At 68.7% G+C, this 17,705-nt stretch carries 12 protein-coding genes; 5 read left to right on the forward strand and 7 right to left on the reverse strand.

Annotated elements, in window-relative coordinates; genetic code table 11:
- Window positions 1–130 precede the first annotated feature (130 nt).
- The 4 genes from ACFYP0_RS06590 to ACFYP0_RS06605 form a co-directional block, all read right to left on the reverse strand.
- Window positions 131–2,872, reverse strand: coding sequence for a hypothetical protein (locus ACFYP0_RS06590; RefSeq protein WP_386994795.1), 2,742 nt, complete (start codon window positions 2,870–2,872; stop codon window positions 131–133).
- Window positions 2,873–3,110: 238 nt separating this feature from the next.
- Window positions 3,111–4,136, reverse strand: coding sequence for a hypothetical protein (locus tag ACFYP0_RS06595; RefSeq protein WP_356974651.1), 1,026 nt, complete (start codon window positions 4,134–4,136; stop codon window positions 3,111–3,113).
- A complete protein-coding gene (locus ACFYP0_RS06600; RefSeq protein ID WP_356974649.1) occupies window positions 4,133–5,440 on the reverse strand; it encodes a KAP family P-loop NTPase fold protein in 1,308 nt (435 codons plus the stop codon). Before ACFYP0_RS06600 ends, ACFYP0_RS06595 begins: the two co-directional genes overlap by 4 nt.
- A 397-nt stretch (window positions 5,441–5,837) precedes the next feature.
- Entirely contained in the window at window positions 5,838–6,017 is a 180-nt protein-coding gene (locus ACFYP0_RS06605) for a hypothetical protein (protein WP_356974647.1), read from the reverse strand.
- A gap of 217 nt (window positions 6,018–6,234) precedes the next feature.
- Between ACFYP0_RS06605 and ACFYP0_RS06610 the strand changes: the two genes are divergently transcribed.
- Both ACFYP0_RS06610 and ACFYP0_RS06615 read left to right on the forward strand, forming a co-directional pair.
- Window positions 6,235–10,080 (forward strand): nSTAND1 domain-containing NTPase, encoded by a 3,846-nt coding sequence (locus tag ACFYP0_RS06610; RefSeq protein WP_386994799.1) that lies wholly within the window; start codon window positions 6,235–6,237, stop codon window positions 10,078–10,080.
- A 151-nt stretch (window positions 10,081–10,231) separates the two neighbouring features.
- Entirely contained in the window at window positions 10,232–11,572 is a 1,341-nt protein-coding gene (locus ACFYP0_RS06615; RefSeq protein WP_386994802.1) for a carbohydrate-binding protein, read from the forward strand.
- Between the two features lie 211 nt (window positions 11,573–11,783).
- Here ACFYP0_RS06615 and ACFYP0_RS06620 read toward each other — a convergent pair whose 3' ends face one another.
- Complete coding sequence (locus ACFYP0_RS06620) at window positions 11,784–12,053, reverse strand: hypothetical protein (RefSeq protein WP_124853512.1); 270 nt, start codon at window positions 12,051–12,053, stop codon at window positions 11,784–11,786.
- A gap of 443 nt (window positions 12,054–12,496) precedes the next feature.
- On the opposite strand from ACFYP0_RS06620, the gene ACFYP0_RS06625 reads away from it, so the two are divergent.
- Window positions 12,497–13,624: a hypothetical protein gene (locus tag ACFYP0_RS06625; RefSeq protein ID WP_386994805.1), complete on the forward strand. Its 1,128-nt coding sequence runs from the start codon at window positions 12,497–12,499 to the stop codon at window positions 13,622–13,624.
- A gap of 22 nt (window positions 13,625–13,646) precedes the next feature.
- Here ACFYP0_RS06625 and ACFYP0_RS06630 read toward each other — a convergent pair whose 3' ends face one another.
- Entirely contained in the window at window positions 13,647–14,657 is a 1,011-nt protein-coding gene (locus tag ACFYP0_RS06630) for a mechanosensitive ion channel family protein (protein ID WP_386994807.1), read from the reverse strand.
- A gap of 344 nt (window positions 14,658–15,001) precedes the next feature.
- On the opposite strand from ACFYP0_RS06630, the gene ACFYP0_RS06635 reads away from it, so the two are divergent.
- Window positions 15,002–15,685, forward strand: a complete 684-nt coding sequence (locus ACFYP0_RS06635; protein WP_386994809.1) for an AAA family ATPase — start codon at window positions 15,002–15,004, stop codon at window positions 15,683–15,685.
- Here the strand turns inward: ACFYP0_RS06635 and ACFYP0_RS06640 are convergent.
- A complete protein-coding gene (locus tag ACFYP0_RS06640; protein WP_356974636.1) occupies window positions 15,666–16,583 on the reverse strand; it encodes an NADP-dependent oxidoreductase in 918 nt (305 codons plus the stop codon). The two genes, ACFYP0_RS06635 and ACFYP0_RS06640, sit on opposite strands and share 20 nt — an antisense overlap.
- A gap of 468 nt (window positions 16,584–17,051) precedes the next feature.
- Between ACFYP0_RS06640 and msrA the strand changes: the two genes are divergently transcribed.
- Window positions 17,052–17,558, forward strand: coding sequence for a peptide-methionine (S)-S-oxide reductase MsrA (msrA, locus tag ACFYP0_RS06645; RefSeq protein WP_124853516.1), 507 nt, complete (start codon window positions 17,052–17,054; stop codon window positions 17,556–17,558).
- The last annotated feature ends 147 nt before the right edge of the window (window positions 17,559–17,705 follow it).

Here is a 17,705-nt window from a genome sequence, read left to right on the forward strand (position 1 = left end):
GCAGGTTGCGTACGTCACTGGTTGACCGCTGACTACCCCCGAAGACCTGGCGGGGCGCCTTGCTGAGGATGGACGACAACGGCCGTGGTTCCGCCGGAACTCCCGATTCCCTCGCGGTAAGCGGTCGGGGTCAGGCCGTGCCGCGGTCGACTCCCCCGTCTCGGAAGAAGAGCAGTTGCTCGACGAAGAGGTACAGCCGCTCGATCTCCGTGGTGAGAAGTAGCTGGTCGTGCCAACCCAGGCCCGATGGCCTGAAGGGGGACAACAGATGCGAGGCTTGCCGAATACTGCCCTCGGACACCTCGGCCAGCGCGTCCAACAGCAGGTCCGGGTGTCGGGTAGGACCCGTTTCGTACAACTCGCCGGCCGCACCTCGGCCCCTCGCAACATCCAGCACGAAGAGGATTGCCGGGTCGGTCTCACCCGGTACGTTTCGGTCGACCTGGCCGACGACGCCCGGGTACGCCGGCTGACCCGGACCACCGACTGAGGGCGTTGCCTCGTTCTCGTCCGCCCTCTGCTCTGGCCGTCCCACCCACGGGCGATCGAGATTCGCCAAGGCGATGAGCAGCCGTTGCGCCGGAGGCCGCCGGGCGATATTCGCCCAGCCGTCGATCCGCTGATGCTGGATCTGATACGGAAGCTCGACATCGGCGGCTTCGGCCGCGGTAACGCCGTGGGAGCCACCAGACGGGCTTGAGGATTCCGCCTCGGCGCCCTCCGACGAGGGCTGACCCTGTTCGGTCAACTCACCGAGGACGTTCATGACGGCACGGCGGACCACCGCCACTCGCTCGACGGCCAACGCGGACCTGAGCATCCTCCGATTGACCTTACGGGGCCTCGTCAGCACGAAGCCGTACCGGCGGTGGGCACTCGTCAGCACGAAGCCGTAGCGGCGGTAGGGATCAGCGGATTCGAGATCGGACCAGAACGGGTCTTGCAGCAGCCACCGGAGCAGTTGCAGTGGAGCCCGTATCAGGGCAGGTCCTCGATTTCGGACCCGGTCCGCACCGATGCGGTCGAGTTCCGCCCTCGACGCTGGGGCACTGGCCCGAGCCGTACTGCTTCGGTTGCCCTGGACCAGCACGAGGAAGGCGAACGCGAAAGCGAATGCCGCCACCAGATACAGCAGGTTGTCCGGCAGGGCTTCACCGACCGCCAACGAGAGGATCACCGCAGCCGTCGTTGACAGCAGCGTCAGCGAACCAACGAACCAGTCGCGCCGCCGATGCCTCAGGTAGACCTCGTGGATCTCGGCAAGTTCCTCCCGCTCTCGCCGAGCCCGAACCGCCTCGATCCTGTCCACCAACCGCCGCCGCTCGTCCGGCCAGCGGAGGGCCAACTCATCGAAGCGCCGTTCGATCTGGCTGTCGACCTGTCGCCTGTTCGCCCCGTGGATCGAACGCCGCAGCGCATCGGCGTCACGGGACCGGTCCAGCCCGAGGTCGGCGAGTTCGCCGTAGAGCCTGGGGAAGTCGACCGGCTCGTCTCGCCTCGTGCCATGCTGCTGAACTCCCCCGATCAGAGCCGCCAGGGCCCTTGCCAGGGATTCGCCATCACGGTAGACGAGCACCTCGTCGTAGACATCCCGCAGCAGGCGCAGCACCTCGGTGCTTGCGTAGCCGATCACGATCAGGACGTGTCTCGGCTGGATGCCGGCCGGCACGGCGGGGCCGCCCGTGCGGTCAGTCCTGATCGGGGGCATGGTGAGCCGAACCGCCACGTCCTCTTCTGCCCGCTCGGTCTCGTCGGTGTAGAACATCGCCTCGCTGAGCCTGATCAGGAGGCGTTCGCCGTGCCGGGTGTCCACCGTGTAGTGAAACCCCAACTCCGGATCGCGGGTGACCGGCCCGATGTGCCGCAGGACGCGGCGGATGGCCCGGTCGACGCCTTCGCGGTCGAGAACCGTGAGATCGTCCGGTACGTCGCCCGCTTCGATTTCCTTTGCGTCCGCGTCCAGCGCGTCGAAGGACTGAAATGCCAGCTGCAGAAGGGACCGCGGAATGCCACCGCTGTTGCGGAGGAGCTTGCGCATGGCGTCGTCGCTGAACGGCCAGGGGGCCCGGTAGCTCGGCGACATCTGCGTGCCGAGGGACGCGACAACGTACCGGCCGATCAGATCCCGCGCCTCGTCGGGCTGCAACGCCGAGCAGGCGATCTCGTTCGCGCCAAAGCGCTGCCGCAGGTCCTGCGGGAGCATCTCCCACGCGCGGTCGTTGCTGGCGACGATGAGCATGCCCCTGAGGTCGGGAATCGCCTCGACCAGGGAGTGCAGCAGCCCAGCCGTCTCCGATACCACCTGCTCCTGGGCATTCAGGAGCAGCTTCTCGGCCTGGTCGAGGATGAGCACGAGCGGCCGACCCGCCTGCTCGCAGACCAGCGTCAGCAACTGAAGGCCGTAGCGGCACTGGTCCGGCGTGTCGAGCTGCCGCGAGATGCCAACGCGCCGCAGTTCGGGTTCACTGACCTGCCGCCCGAGCAACCAGTCGTACGCGGCATCCTTCAGGTCCGGTTCGAGCAAATAGGTCAGCGCACGCTGAAAGTTCTTCTCGTCGCGTACGGCGTCCCGCATCCGCTCTGCTTGCGCCTCCAGCAGCAGACCGCGCTCCAACAGGTGGTTGTCGAACATCTGCAGCAACACGGCGGGATCCCCGCGGAGGTCGTCCTGGATGTCGGCGGTCCCGGGCGACGGGTCGGCCACGGCCGACAGGGACCCGAGGAACCGCAGTGCCAGCTGCGTGAGGTCGGAGAGGGAGAGCTGCGCCATCAGCCGTCGGTACGCCTGCACGAAGTTCGGGCCGTCGAGCTTGACGTACAGCGGCAGCACCTTCGCGTCGCCGGGATGGGTGGCGATCTGGCCGACGGCCACCCGGATGGCGTGGGTCTTGCCGGCACCGTGGGCACCGTAGACGTAGGCGACCTGGCCGCTGGAGACGCCGCCCAGTTCGTGGGACCGGCGGAACCTGCTCGCCAGCAGGCTCAGCCGGCGGACCTGTTGCAGGTCCAGCGTGGGCGTGGTGCCGGCCCACCTCTGGTACGACTCCGCGAAGGGCCCCTCCTCGATGGCGGTGGTGGCCTGCGCGGGAAAGGGATTCAGCCGGGGCAGCTCAGCGGACACGACGCAAGCCTCCTGCGTGGGGCGGAGCGCTCTCGGCCTGTTGCACGGATTCTTCGATCCACTGCGCCGGGATGCGCAGGTTCCGCGCGGCGGGCCAGCACTCGTCCCCGTCATACTTGCGCAGCCTCCACTGCAGCAACCAACTGAGCCAGTGCAGCGCCCGCCCGACAGGCGGGCGGCGCGCGTCGAAGGTGTCCCGGATACCCTTCAGCTCGAAGGGACACTCCAGGTCGGCCGCCTCGTGCTGCCACCGATTGCGGGCCAGCAGGTCGACGTCCTCTCCGCTCAGCAGCGGCACCTGCACCGGCAGTGCCCACCGCCGCCAGCGTTCACGCTCGTTCATTCGATCCAGGTCGGCGGTGTCGGCCGTGTGGTAGTCGTCCCGGGTGACGACGATGAGAAGGTCGACCCGTGCGAACACGACGGCCAGCGTGTCGAGGAAGTCGTCTTCCTGCATGCCCTCGATCAACAGGCCGAGCGTGTAGGCCGGCTTCATCCGCTTCCGCATGTAGTTCGCCAGGTAGCCGGCCTGGGCTTGCAGATCGAGAATCTCCGGCTGGGTCGGGCCGTTGGGGACCACCTCGAGCAGACGGTCGCGGTGCTCGCCCCAGCCCCCCAGCTCCATCAGCTCGTTCCGGATCGCCTTCAGCACCTCCTGCGCACGCTGGAGGCTGTTGTGATTCTTCTCGTCGTACACCACCAGCTTGAACGTGTCGTCCAGTTGATGGAGCTCTCTGTACTGATGCGCGATGAGCTTGGCCAAGGAGGTTCGGCCGGTGGCCTCGCGGCCGGACAGCAGGAAGGCGGCGGCCCTGCCGTTTGCCGCTGCCTGCCCGAGCTGCTGCTCGATCTCGTCGAACGGCGCCGCGACGAAGTCCAGCAGCAGGGCACGATCGCGGTCGTTCCGGGGATCAAGATCACGATGCCGGTACGGGTCGCCCTGGGTGAGGCCGTACCGTTTGAAGTCCACCTGGCCCTGGGACTTGCGGGCCCGAGAGCCGACACCACCGCTCATGCCGCCCGCCCGCCGAAGAGGGTGAGGTAGTCATGGATCCGGTCGTGCTCCTCCGCAAAGGTGGATGCGTCGAATATTTCCTTCAGCTCGGGATGTCGTCGGTAGTGCGGTGCGACGGCACGGTACAGGAGGTCGCCTGAGTCGTCCCCGTATCGGCTGCGGAAACCGTCCTCGGTGAACTCGAGGCGATCCCGGTACAGACACTCAAGAACCAGCAGCACCCGCGGGTCGGTCAGTACGGCGGAGAACAGCCTTGGCACCTGCACCCGCAGTACGGCCAACCGAACCACCAGGTCGTCGTGCAACTTGTCGAGGCCGGGAGTCCCGGCGACGATCGCGGTCGTGACGGTGAGGAAGTTCAGTACCCGCTTGATCTTGCGGGGATTCGGTCTCAGCACCGCCTGCAACAGGTCGCCGTGCCGAGCCAGCAGATCCGGGTGAGCGTGCGCCTCGACCAGTTGCCGGACGCTCCGGGCGTCCAGCGGCAGCAGGTACAGCGGTAGTTGGATCATCTTCTCGAGGTACTCGTCTCCGATGTCCATCATGCCGTCAGGGTCCAGGCCGAAGCCCTGATACTTGATGGCCACGCCGCGGTCCACCAGTTCCTTCGAGATGGCCATCAACACAAACACCCCGGGCACGTCGAGGAAGAGCTTGACCGACTCGAGCAGATCCACGATCTGATCCGGTTCGCAGCGGTCGATGTCGTCGATGAAGAACACGACCTGCGCGCCCTGACGACGGATGCCTGCGACCTCGTCGCGGAGCAGGTTTCGCAGGTTTCGCAGCTGGCTCTCGACCTGGCTCCGCTGCGCCACATAACGTTCGACAGCCTGGTCGTACTTGTCCATGGTGAGAAAGCCGGCGGTGAGGGTGGTCAGGAGTGCATCCGCAGTGAGGGTTCCGGCGATGCTGGCGACCCGGGTCACGGTTTGAGCGAATCGCTTCTTGCGATCCGCCAGCAGTGTCTCCTGAAACGCGTGCAACAGCGGCACGAGCAGGTTCGGCTCGTTGCGGTACACCCAGGGATTGAAATGCACCCGGACGAAGGCATCCGGGCTTTCCTCCCCCAGCCGCTGATCCACCATCGTGAGGACACTCGACTTTCCGCTGCCCCACTCGCCGAGCACACCAACGGTGAAGGGTGTCGTGCTCGTGGGGCTGGTCAGCAACGAGAGGATCGGCTCGACGTATCGGTCGAACCGCAGCTGGTCCTCGTCGCAGCGGACGGGCGCGTCGGACAGGACGGCGAGGCCGGTCATCGCTCTTCCGATCGTCGGGGGCACGGTGGAGAAGATGAGCATTCGTGTCGGGTCTACATAGCGCGTCGGGACTGTCACCTTAAGACAGACGCGCCCGGGTTCGACCACCGCCGATCGGTCGAGGCGGCTGACCAAGCGTCGTACCCACGGGTCTGCGACGCCAGCGGCGGCGGACGTGTGTAGGCCAGGTTCGTCGGTGAGGACGACGAATGGAGTGTGGGAAACGGATTTGGGCCTTGGCCACATGCCGGATGACGTGGGTTTTCGCGATCAGTGGAGGGACAGCCATGCGGTCGTTCACTGCGTGCAGACCCGGTCTCGGCACCAGGTGGAAACGCGCGTTCGTCGAGGCCATGAATAGTCAGGATGACGACACGGCCGGGAGGACGTGGGGGCGGCTGCCGTCCCGCCCCCACGTCCCGTCTTCGGGGGAAGCCGCTCAGCAGACCCGATCGAGCGCCTGTCCGTTGGAGCCGATCACGGCGGCGCCGTCGGTGAGCACGGCACCGCAGTTGCTCGGGTAGGCGGCTGCGGGAGCGGCGGACAGGACGAGGGTGCTCGCCACTGCGCCGGTGCTCAGGACCACCACCACGGCGCATCGGAGTGTGCGTGTTCTCATCGCCGGGACTTCCTTCCAGATCGGGAGATCGCGTGTCCGGTTCCCGTCTGTTTCCTGGGACAACCGGTGGTCGGACACCAGAATTGGCCCGCCGCCCCAGGGTGGGGAAGCCTCGGGCGCGACTCCGTACGAGGCCGTACGCCCTGGTCCCGTGCGCGATTGGTGGCGGCACCGAATCCGTGGCGTGCCGGTTCCGTGCTTGAGCAGGGAGGCGTCGGTGTCTGAACAATCCCCGCCCGGTCCCGACTCGATCCGTACCCGGCAGGACTTCGCCCGGGAGTTGACGCACCTCCGGGAACGGGCGGGCCTGTCGGTCCGCGATGTCGTGGCCGCCCTTCCTCGCCAGGGGCGACGGCACGGGACGATCGGCGACTGGTTCGCCGGACGCGGCCTGCCCCAGCCGTCCTCCCACACCCTCTTCGAACAGGTGCTCCGCGCGTGCGGAGTGACCGACGACGACGTCTCGCGGTGGCTGGACGCACTGCGCCGGGTACGCCGGACCCGGACGTCCCGGCTCGGCGAGGAGCCGTATCGCGGGTTGAACCGGTTCGACACCGACCACGCCGGCTGGTTCTTCGGCCGAGAGAGGCTGACCGACCAGCTCGTCGAACGGGTTCGCTCCCTGCGGCAGGCCGGCGGTGGCATCCTTCTGGTTACCGGAGCGTCCGGGATCGGGAAGTCGTCCCTGCTCCGAGCCGGATTGATCTCCACGATCAGGGCGACCACCGACGGCGACGCGGCACCGCCCGAGACCGTCGTCCTGACTCCCGGGACCCGCCCTCTGCGGGCGTGGCAGGAACGAGCCACCGGCCTGGACATCGCGGGGGCGCCCGTGATCGTGGTGGACCAGTTCGAGGAAGTGTTCGCACCGGGAGTCGACGCCACGGAGTCGGACGCCTTCGTCGCAGCGCTGGTCACCGCGACGGAGAAACGGGGCGAGCCCGCTGCGACGACACGGGCCACCGGGGCCGAGCGGCTGGGTGCCGTCGTCGTCCTGGGGCTGCGAGCCGACTTCTATGCCGACCTGCTCCGCATTCCGAACCTGGCAGTGGTCGCCCAGGAACACCAGCTCACGGTGGGACCGATGACCGCCGGCGAACTGCGCCGGGCGATCACCGAACCGGCCCGCAGAGCCGGTGTCGACATTGAGGACGGCCTCGTCGACCTGCTGCTGAGGGAACTCGCGCCCCGCTCTGGGGACCAGTCGGCGGCCCACGATCCCGGTGCCCTGCCGCTGCTGTCGCACGCCCTGCTGGCCACCTGGGAGTCCGGCGGGGGCCGGCTTACCGCCGAACGGTACCGAGCCACGGGCGGCATCGACGGCGCGGTCGCCGCGACCGCCGACGCCGTCTACAGCGGTCTCTCCCCGCGTCACCAGGCGCTCATCCGGAGTCTGTTCCTTCGCCTCGTGCACCTCGGCCAAGGCACCGCCAACACCCGGCGGCGGGTGCGCCGCGCCCACCTCCTGCAGGGCTCCCCGAGCGGCACCACGAGCGAGGACATCGACGAGGTGATCGACCGCTTCGTCGACCGGCGGCTGCTCACCGTCGACGACGACACCGTCGAGATCAGCCACGAGGCGTTGCTCATCGCCTGGCCACACCTGCGCGGTTGGCTCACCACCGACCGGGCCGGCCTGCTGATCGGGCAGCAGGTCACCGACGCCGCCGAGGTCTGGATCACCGAGCGCCGAGACCCGGCCCTGCTGCTGCGCGGCAGCCGACTGGTCGCGGGCCAACAGTGGCTGGCCGGGCATCCGGCACCACCGGCTCTGCCCTCGCGATTCCTGCGGGCGAGCACCCGGCATGCCCGCCGTCGGCTCCGCCGGCTCTACCAGACCGTCGCGGCCCTGACGGTCCTCACCCTTCTCAGCACGGTCGCCGGGGTGATCGCGGTGCGTCGTACCAGCGAGGCGGTGTCCCTGCAGCACGAGGTCGCCCACCAGCGTGACGAGGCCCGCTCCCGGCTGATCGCAGGCCGTGCCGAGCAACTCCGCGACAAGGACGTCTCGCTCTCCCGGCAACTGGCGGTGGTCGCCCACCGGATCGCCCCGACCACCGAGGCCCGGTCGAGCCTGATCAGCTCGTCGGCGACCCTGCCCGCGATCAGAATGCTCACGGGCAAGAACCAGATCATGTACACCGTCGCGCTCAGCCCGGACGGGCGACTTCTCGCCGCGGCCGTCGACACCACCATTCGGCTCTGGGACGTGGTGAGCGGCCCACGACCCGTGCCGCTGGGCGATCCGCTGACCGGCCCGACCGGGCCGGGCTACTCCATCACCTTCAGTCCGGACGGCCACACCCTTGCCGTTGGCAGCGGCGATCACCGGGTGCACCGGTGGGATCTGAGCGACTTGACCAACCCGGTCCAGCTACCGCCTCTGGTCGATGCCAGAAACACCGTGTACTCCGTCGCCTACCGTCCGGACGGACGTGTGCTCGCCGCCGCCAGCGCCGACGGAACAGCCCGCCTGTACGACACCACCAACCGCGCCCGTCCCACCCTGATCGGTGCCGGTCTGGCCTCCCCATCTGGTGCGAAGTCGCTGACCTTCCACCCCGGCGGCCGTATCCTCGCCGTCGGCGGGGTCGACGGGGCCATCCGCCTCTGGGATGTCGCCCGCCCACACCTGCCCGGTCGGCTCAGCCAACCGGCCGGGCCGTCCAAGGAGGTTGGCCAGGTCGCCTTCAGCCCGGACGGGCGAACCCTCGCCGCCGGTAGCACCGACTTCTCAACCCACATCTGGGACGTGAGCCACCCCGCTCGGCCGGTTCGCCTCGGACCGGCATTGACCGGGCCGAAGAGCTTCGTCAACGCCGTCGCGTTCAGCCCGGACAGCAGCCTGCTCGGCGTCGGCAGCTCGGATCCGGCCATCGGTGTCCAGATCTATGATCTGGCCAGCCGTCGGATCACCGCCACACTGCCGCATCCGGCTCCGGTAACCGCCGTCGACTTCAGTCCGGACGGCCGGACGGTGGTCACCAGCTCCAACGACGGTACGGCCCGACTCTGGCCGTTACCCGGCCCGGTGCTCGCCACCCCGGGCGTGGTGAGCGCGACGCTGTTCAGCCCCGACGGCCGGACTCTGGCCGTCGGCAGCACCTCGACTCAGCTGTGGAACGTCGAGCATCCCGACCGGCCCACACCGGTCGGCCCAGCCCTGTCCAACCCCGACGGTTTCTCTGGAGCGCTCGCCTTCACTCCCGACAACCGCACCCTGGCCGTCTCTGCCCGCTCCGGCAGGGTGCAGCTGTGGGACGTCTCCGAACCGACCCGTCCGGTGCCTCACGGCCCCACCCTCCAAGCGCATGACCAACTCGTGGAAACCGTCGCCATCAGCCCGGACGGACGGATCCTCGCGACCGGCAGCCGGGACCACACCGTCCGCCTCTGGAACATCACCCGCCGGGCGGCGCCGACACCCTTGGCCACGCTGCGGGGCTTCGGCAACTACGTATCGAGCGTCGCCTTCAACCACGATGCCAGCCTGCTCGCCGCCGGGAGCATCGATCGGTCCGTGCGCCTGTGGGACACCAGCCGCCCCGACGCGCCAGTGCCACTCGGTGAGCCGCTGACCGCCGGCCATTACGTCTACGCCGTCGCCTTCAGCCCCGACCGTAGGATCCTTGCGATCGGCAGCGCCGACAGCTCCATCAGCCTCTACGACGTCAGCCGCCCCCATCGGCCCGTTCCGGTCGGGGCACCACTGACCGGCCCTACCAACTACGTGTACGCGCTGGCGTTCAACCCCCAAGGGACCGCGCTGGCAGCCGCTGGCACCAGTGCCGGAACCTGGCTGTGGGATCTCAGGGACCGCAGTCGGCCCTCCGTGTTCGCGGTGCTGCCCGCCCCGGGCGGCGGCACCTACGCCGTCGCTTTCCACCGCAACGGCCACACTCTCGGCGCCGGGGGCACCGGCAATACCGTCTGGCTCTGGAACACCAACCCGGACCTTATCCCCGAACAGCTCTGTGCCGCGGTCGGCGACGACATCACCCCGGCCGAATGGGCGACCTACGTCCCAGGGCCGCCCTACGAACCGCCCTGTCCCGATCAGTAGTGCTTGAGAGGGCGTCTGATCTGCCCGACGTTCACGGCCGACATCCTCCAGGCTCCCCCACGCCCCGCTATCTGTAAACAACCCTTGATATTAAGCGTCACGAACGTCAATATGTGGAGGTCGCGGGTCGTCGAAGCCTGGGGAGTGAGCCATGAGAAGCCGTCGAATTTTCGCAGTGGTGGCCGGGGCGGCGATGACCGTCACGGCCGCCGTCGCCTTCGTCCCCAGCAGCATGGCGGCCGGGCCCTCGGCCAACGCCGTCCCGATGGTCGTCTGCACCGCCCCCGCCTGGACCGAGGGCCCCACCTACCAGGCGGGCGCCCAGGTCACCTACAGCGGCCGGCTCTACCAGGCACTGGTCACCCACACCGCGCACCCCGGCGCCGGCTGGAACCCTGCCTCGACCCCGTCGCTCTGGCGTGACCTTGGCGCGTGCTCGGGAACCACGCCGCCGCCCACCACGCCACCACCGACGACCCCGCCGCCCACCACGCCACCACCGACCACACCTCCCCCCACCACGCCACCGCCAACCGGTGGGACCTGCGCGGTGAAGTCGCGGCCCACCGGCAAGGTGTTGCAGGGCTACTGGGAGAACTGGGACGGTGCCTCCAACGGCGTACACCCCGGCCTCGGCTGGATCCCGATCACCGACAGCCGGCTCAACCAGCACGGCTACAACGTGATCAACGCGGCGTTCCCGGTGATCCGCTCAGACGGCACGGTCCTCTGGGAGAACGGCATGGACGCCGGCGTGAAGGTCGCCACCCCGGCCGAGATGTGCCAGGCCAAAGCGGCCGGCGCCACCATCCTGATGTCGATCGGCGGAGCCGCAGCGGGCATCGACCTGAGTTCCGCCGCGGTCGCCGACCGGTTCATCGCGACGATCGTGCCGATCCTGACGGCCTACCACTTCGACGGCATCGACATCGACATCGAGACCGGCCTGACCGGCAGCGGCAACATCAACACCCTGTCCACGTCGCAGGCCAACCTGATCCGGATCATCGACGGCGTGCTGGCCCGGATGCCGTCGAACTTCGGCCTGACCATGGCACCGGAGACGGCCTACGTCACCGGTGGCAGCGTGGTCTACGGCTCGATCTGGGGCTCGTACCTGCCGATCATCAAGAAGTACGTGGACAACGGCCGGCTCTGGTGGCTGAACATGCAGTACTACAACGGCAGCATGTACGGCTGCGCCGGCGACTCGTACCCTGCGGGCACCGTGCAGGGCTTCACGGTGCAGACGCAGTGCCTGAACAACGGGCTCACCATTCAGGGCACCACCATCCGGGTGCCGTACGACAAGCAGGTCCCGGGGCTGCCGGCGCAGAACGGCGCGGGCGGTGGCTACATGTCGACGTCGTTGGTCACGCAGGCCTGGAACTCCGTGCCCGGCCTGAAGGGCCTGATGACCTGGTCGGCGAACTGGGACGGGTCGAAGGGCTGGACCTTCGGCGACAACGTGAAGCGCCTGCAGGGCCGCTGACGGGTGACGGCGCCGGGCCTTCCGCCAGCCGGTCCTCCGGCAGGCGCGGGCCCGGCGCTTCCCTTTCGGAAGGTCGGCATCGGAACGGCACTCGGTCGTCTGCTCCGGCGGCGGGCGGGCATGAGGCAGGCACCGATCCTGCCCGCTGCGACTCGTCCACGCTGCGACGCGGGCTGCGGCGGGAACGCTCAGCGGCCGAGTTCGCCGGAGGTCATCCCCCAGCGGTGGGTCGGCTGCGCACCACCAGTTCGTCGATCTCCAACCGGCCGACGCGCAGCTCCCGCACGACCGCCCGGCGGATCGCCAGCCGCCCGATGACCAGCGCCCCGACGGCCACGGCCCCGACGGCCAGCGCCCCCACGGCGAGGGCGCCGAGCGAGGCCGCCCCCGCAGCCCGCGCTCCGGTAGCCGCCGCGCCCGTCGCCACCGCGCCGTTGGCCCGCGCCCCGGTCAACCGCATCAGGCTTACGTCTCGCTTCATTCCCCCATTGTCCGCATACCGCCGGCCGCCCGCTTCCCAGAGATCCCGGATGTCACCCCGCCGTCCTCGCCGGTGCCGCCCGACCCGGTCACCGCCCATCAGGTGTCCGCGCCCTCAGTGGTTCTCGGTGCCGACGACGATGCCGAGGAGCATCGGCCGGCCGAGTTTGGCGGCGCATGCCGGGCCCGTCCCAGCTCGGGCGAGCCACAAGAGCACCTTCCCCTGAATCCACTGCACCGATCGGGGTGGCCTCTTAGGCTGCGTGGGCGGGGCGCCCGGTTCGACGAGTGCGTCGCGGTGGCGCTGTACGGGCTGGTCGGGGCGCTCCTCGCGGCGGCCTGGTACCGCTCCTCAGCCGGCACGGGGAGCTGCCGCGACGGCGCGTGAGGTCCCCGGTTTGTCCGCCGTCAGCGGCCGAGCCCGGCTACCGGTGAGGAGTACCGATGACGCGGAGGGAACAGGACCGACCAGAGATCGTCGTCGGACTGGTGGCAACCCCTCCGGACCACCCGGCCCGGGTGGCCGCGCGGCTCACCGCCGAGCTGACCAACGGGCTCGCCGAGCGGGTGAACGCCGACGTGCGGTGGATCGTCCGGGAAGGTTGGGGCGAAGTGGCACCGCGCCGCGACGGCGGCGTTGAGGCGCTACTCGATGATCTCGCCCAACGGCGCGCCGACGACCAGTGGGACGTCGCAATCTGCCTGACCGACCTGCCGCTGCATGCCGAGCGGGTGCCACTGGTCGCGCAGACCTCCGCTCGGCGTCGAGTCGCGGTGGTGTCCCTGCCCGCGCTGGGACTGCCCCAGCTGCGAGCGGCCCGCACCGCCGTTCCGGATCTGGTGAGCCTGCTGCTGACCGAGGCTTCCGACCAGCGGGTGCCGCCGGCCGGCTGGGCACCGGCCGAGCTGGCGAGCCGGGTTCCCGCCGTCCACCGGGTGGTTGGCGAGGCCGACGCCGGTGAGCGGCGCTACGTCGCCTCAAGGCTCATCGGCCGGTTACGGCTGTTGATCGGCATGGTTCGAGCCAACCGTCCGGGGCGTGCCCTGCTGGGCCTGTCGAAGCTGTTGGTCGGCGCGTTCGGCACGGCCGCGTTCGCGCTCACCACGGACACCATCTGGCAGATGGGTGATGCGCTCGACGGACTCCGGCTCGCCGTGATCATGCTGCTCGGGCTGACAGCGCTGGTGGCCTGGTTGATCGTCGCGCACGACCTGTGGGAGAAACCGAGCCGCGAGACGCCGGCTGAGCTGGCACGGCTGTTCAACCTGGGTACGATCCTCACCCTCACTCTGGCCACGGTGCTGTCCTACGTGGTGTTGTTCGTGGGAACGGTGCTCGCCGCGGCGCTGCTGATCGACACATCCGTGCTGGAGCAGACCTTGCAGGGGCCAGTCCACTTCACCGACTATCTGACGCTCGCCTGGATCACCAGCTCGCTGGCCACCGTCGGCGGCGCGATTGGCTCTGGGCTGGAAAACGAGGAGACCGTTCGGGCTGCCGCTTACGGCTATCATCCCCAGCCCGATGGCTGGCGGGACGAGCAGAGCGGGCAGTCCCACAGCGGGAGGTAAGCGGGCCGTCGGGTCTGCCCATTCAAGGCTGATACTGACTGCGGGTGCGGGGCAGCCACTGGGGATGGTGGTCCCGAAGGTAGCGAACCAGTCCCTCGCGCAGGTCGCAGCGCAGGTCCCAGGCGCTGGCGGGGTCGGCGGCCGAGGCCTGCACCTGGATGACCGCTGTCTGGGGGGTGGAGTCGACCATCTGGAGCACCCACTGGTCGCGATCCCACAGCGGTGAGGACTCGACCAGCCGGCGCGCTTCCCGGCGTAGGTCGTCCAGATCGGCGGTGTGGTCGACATGGATTTGGACCTTGCCGACAATTCTGGACTCGTTGCGGGTCCAGTTCTGAAACGGCCGCTCGGTGAAGTACGTGGTCGGCAGGATGAGCATCCGCTCGTCCCAGAGCCGGATCACCACATTGGTCAGCTTCACCTCCTCAACTCGGCCCCATTCGCCATCCACCACCAGCACGTCGCCGACGTGCAGGCCGTCGGCGAACGCGACCTGGACACCGGCGAACGCGTTGCCGAGCGCGGTACGGGCCGACAGGCCGATCAACGCGCCGACCACCCCCGCCGACGTCAACACGGAGACGCCGAAGAGGCGTACCGGCCGAAAGGTGATCAGGATCAGGCCGATCGCGACGATGGTGACCACGGCGACGGTGAGCCGCCGCACGGGACGAATCTGCGTCCGGGCCCGCCGGACCCGTCGGCTGGCGACCACGTCGCCCGGCAGCCGACTGAACGCGACCGCCTCGGCGACGTGCAGCGCCTTGATCACTAACCATGCCCCGGATAGCACCAAGGCCACCAGGACGACGTGCCGCAGATGAGGCTGCCACCCGGCCGGACCCAACGGCAGCGCGTAGTACAGCGCCCCAACCAGCAGCAGCGCCGCTGCCGGACGGCGGCAGGCATGCCGCAGCGGCTCCAGCAACCATTGGTAACGGCCACGGGCCACCCGGCGGACGACCATGCCAGAGATCAGGTCCACGACCACCGCCGTCGCCAGCGTGGCCACTACGATCAACGCGGTACGCATCAGAGACCGGTCACCGTAATCCCGATGCCAGCTTCCCCCGGCTCACTGCCCAGTCCACGTGCTCAGGGTGCCACCCCGTCCAGTGGCAGGCGGCCAACATCGGCGAACAACCGCTGACCCCAGCTGCGTCAGTCGCCCGACGGTCGCTTTCCGGAGCAGTAATGAGGATCTGCACTCGTACGGCGTGGTCATAGAACTGGTCGGGCGTGCTGCGAGAAGCATCCCGTGACGCGAGTCGCCACTGTGGCACTTGTGTCCGAGCAGCGAAAAGCGAGATCATCACGCATGCTCGACCCCTCCCCGAGGACGACGGGACCTCACCGACCGTCTCCACTCCGCATTTCGTGGGTCGCGATCGGGAGATGGCGGCGCTTCGGGGCGCCTTGGCCCGGCCCCCGGCGATCGTGCTGGTCGAGGGCGAGGCGGGGATCGGGAAGAGCCGACTGCTGCGAGAGTGGCTGGCCGCACCGGACCAGCGCACCGCCCTGGTGTCGGTGTGCCCACCGCTTCGCGAGTCGCTGACGTTGGGGCCGATCGTCGACGCGTTCCGTGGGATCGACCGTCCGCTGTCGCGATTGCGGCTCACCGAGCTTGCGGGTGCGTTACGGCCCCTGTTCCCTGAATGGTCCACGGACCTGCCGCCGGCATTGCAGCCCCTTGACGATGCGAAGGCGGCGCGGCATCGCCTGTTCCGCGCTCTGGAGGAGCTGCTGCGGGCTCTGCGTGTCGACGTTCTCGTGCTCGAGGACGCTCACTGGGCCGACGAGGTGACCCTGGAGTTCCTGCTGTTCGTCACCTCCCGACAGCAGTCGCATGGTCCCAGCCTCGTGATCTCCTATCGACCGGAGGAGGTGGACGACGGTTCGCTGTTGCTGCGGCTGACGTCCCGGTTGCCTGCTGGCGTGACCCAGAGCCTCCACGGGAAGTTTCGCCGTGGAGGCTCTGACCACTTCTGTCGAGTTTGTGGTTTCAGACCGTACTCACGCGCCTGGTGGCGCCCCAGAGTCCTCAGGAGCGAGCGCGGATGATCGTCTTTCCGGTGACCCGCTTGGTCGGGTTGAGAGCGGCGACGGCGTCGTCGAGGTCTGCGACGTTGCCGATGTTCGTCCGCAGTCGCCCGCCTCGCACCCTCTGGACGATTTCATCCAGTTGGGCACGGTCAGGCATCACGACGAAATCTATCGCCAGGCCGTGCGCGGGCCGCGCCTCGGACGGCCCGACGACGGAAACCAGTGTCCCTCCGGCTCGAATCAGGCCTGCCGACCGCTTCCCGATGTCACCGCCGATGACGTCGAAAACCAGATCCACTCCGCCGACGTCTTCCAGGGCCTCGCTGCCGAGGTCGACGAACTCGTGTGCGCCGAAGTCGAGCGCGGTCTGGCGATCGGCAGCGCGCCCGGTGCCGATGACGTAGGCGCCGAACTCACGTGCGAGCTGCGTCACCATCGACCCGACTGCGCCGGCCGCGCCGTGCACGAGCACGCTCTGCCCCGTCCGAAGGCGGCCGTGCTCGAACAGCCCCTGCCAGGCGGTCAGGCCAGAGATCGGCAGGCTCGCGCCCACCGCGAAGTCGACGTCGCCGGGCAGCGGCGCAAGGTTGCGCGCCTCGACGGCCACACACTCCGCCAGGGTGCCGTCGCGGGTCCAGTCGGTGAGGCCGAACACCCGCTGCCCCACCGACAGTCCCGTCGTGCCATACCCGAGGGCGCTGACCACTCCGGCCAACTCGTGCCCAGGGATCGACGGCCTCCGGTCACGGCCGAGGCGATCGGTCCAGGTCGAGGGCCACGCCAATTCGGTCGGGACGAACCCTGACGCATGAACCTGAACGACGACGTCGTTGAGGGCCGGTTCCGGGTCAGGCCGCTCCATCAGCGTCATCCCGGCCGTTCCCGCAGCCTCGTCCGTCACCACGATCGCCTTCATCAGGTACCTCCTTGTATCCAGCCCTCGTCTGCGACTGGCACGAGGAGCACATTTCCGTTTCCCAGCATTGGCGACGCCAAGCCTCGGCGTCGTGCCACACCACGCTGACCGGTAGCGATTGGGGCGCGAGGATGTCACCGGGAGTGGCGGGGACGTCTGTCGAACTCGACGCCGCCGGGCGAGTCGGGCACCTCGTCGCTACCGGAGGCACCCCGCCGGACATCCCGAACCTAGCTACGGTGAAACTGGTCTGTCAAGTCCACTATTGGGTCGCGCTGCGGCTGCTGGTGTCACTGGGGAAGTGCCAGTTCAACCTCATCAGCAGGGGCGGACATCTACTGCCGACTCAACATACCTTCTGGACTCTGTAGTCCAGGTAAGGTGAAGGCTGCGGGAATACAGCCGACCCGGAGAGTGTCTGTACTCGCGTGCCCAGGTGCGCTGGCACGACGACAGCAAGGAGACGATGTGAACACCGAAAAGGCAATCCTCGCCGGCGGCTGCTTCTGGGGCATGGAGGAGCTGTTCCGCCGCCAGCCCGGCGTCGTGTCCACGCGCGTCGGCTACAGCGGCGGCGACGTCCCGAACGCCACCTACCGCAACCACGGCACCCACGCGGAGTCCATCGAGGTCGTCTACGACACCGACAAGACCGACTTCCGCGCGCTGCTCGAGTTCTTCTTCCAGATCCACGACCCGTCGACGAAGAACCGCCAAGGTAACGACATCGGCATCAGCTACCGCTCGGCGATCTTCTACACCAGCGACGAGCAGAAGCATGTCGCCGAGGACACCATCGCCGACGTCGACGCCTCGGGCCTGTGGCCCGGCAAGGTCGTCACCGAGGTCACCGCGGCAGGCGACTTCTGGGAGGCCGAGCCTGAGCACCAGAACTACCTGCAGACCTACCCCGACGGATACACCTGCCACTTCCCCCGCCCCGGGTGGAAGCTGCCGAAGCGGGCGACGGCCTGACACCTCCGGCGCGCGGGCCCCCCGGCCCCCCCCCCGGCCGGGCCCCCCCCCCCCGGGATGCGGGGGGGGGGCCCATTGTCTCCAAAGTGCCCGTGCCCCCGGGCAAAAAGGGTTGCTGGTTAAACATTAAACAATTGAGCCCAGCAC

It is taken from the genome of Micromonospora arida, assembly GCF_042873195.1.
GTDB lineage: Bacteria > Actinomycetota > Actinomycetes > Mycobacteriales > Micromonosporaceae > Micromonospora > Micromonospora arida.

What these genes read in the sequence shown, in the direction of transcription:
- ACFYP0_RS06595 (WP_356974651.1), bottom strand. Translation starts at nt 4,136, where the DNA reads ATGAGCGGTGGTGTCGGCTCTCGGGCCCGCAAGTCCCAGGGCCAGGTG.
- ACFYP0_RS06600 (WP_356974649.1), bottom strand. Translation starts at nt 5,440, where the DNA reads ATGCTCATCTTCTCCACCGTGCCCCCGACGATCGGAAGAGCGATGACC.
- ACFYP0_RS06605 (WP_356974647.1), bottom strand. Translation starts at nt 6,017, where the DNA reads ATGAGAACACGCACACTCCGATGCGCCGTGGTGGTGGTCCTGAGCACC.
- ACFYP0_RS06615 (WP_386994802.1), top strand. Translation starts at nt 10,232, where the DNA reads ATGAGAAGCCGTCGAATTTTCGCAGTGGTGGCCGGGGCGGCGATGACC.
- ACFYP0_RS06620 (WP_124853512.1), bottom strand. Translation starts at nt 12,053, where the DNA reads ATGAAGCGAGACGTAAGCCTGATGCGGTTGACCGGGGCGCGGGCCAAC.
- ACFYP0_RS06625 (WP_386994805.1), top strand. Translation starts at nt 12,497, where the DNA reads ATGACGCGGAGGGAACAGGACCGACCAGAGATCGTCGTCGGACTGGTG.
- ACFYP0_RS06630 (WP_386994807.1), bottom strand. Translation starts at nt 14,657, where the DNA reads ATGCGTACCGCGTTGATCGTAGTGGCCACGCTGGCGACGGCGGTGGTC.
- ACFYP0_RS06640 (WP_356974636.1), bottom strand. Translation starts at nt 16,583, where the DNA reads ATGAAGGCGATCGTGGTGACGGACGAGGCTGCGGGAACGGCCGGGATG.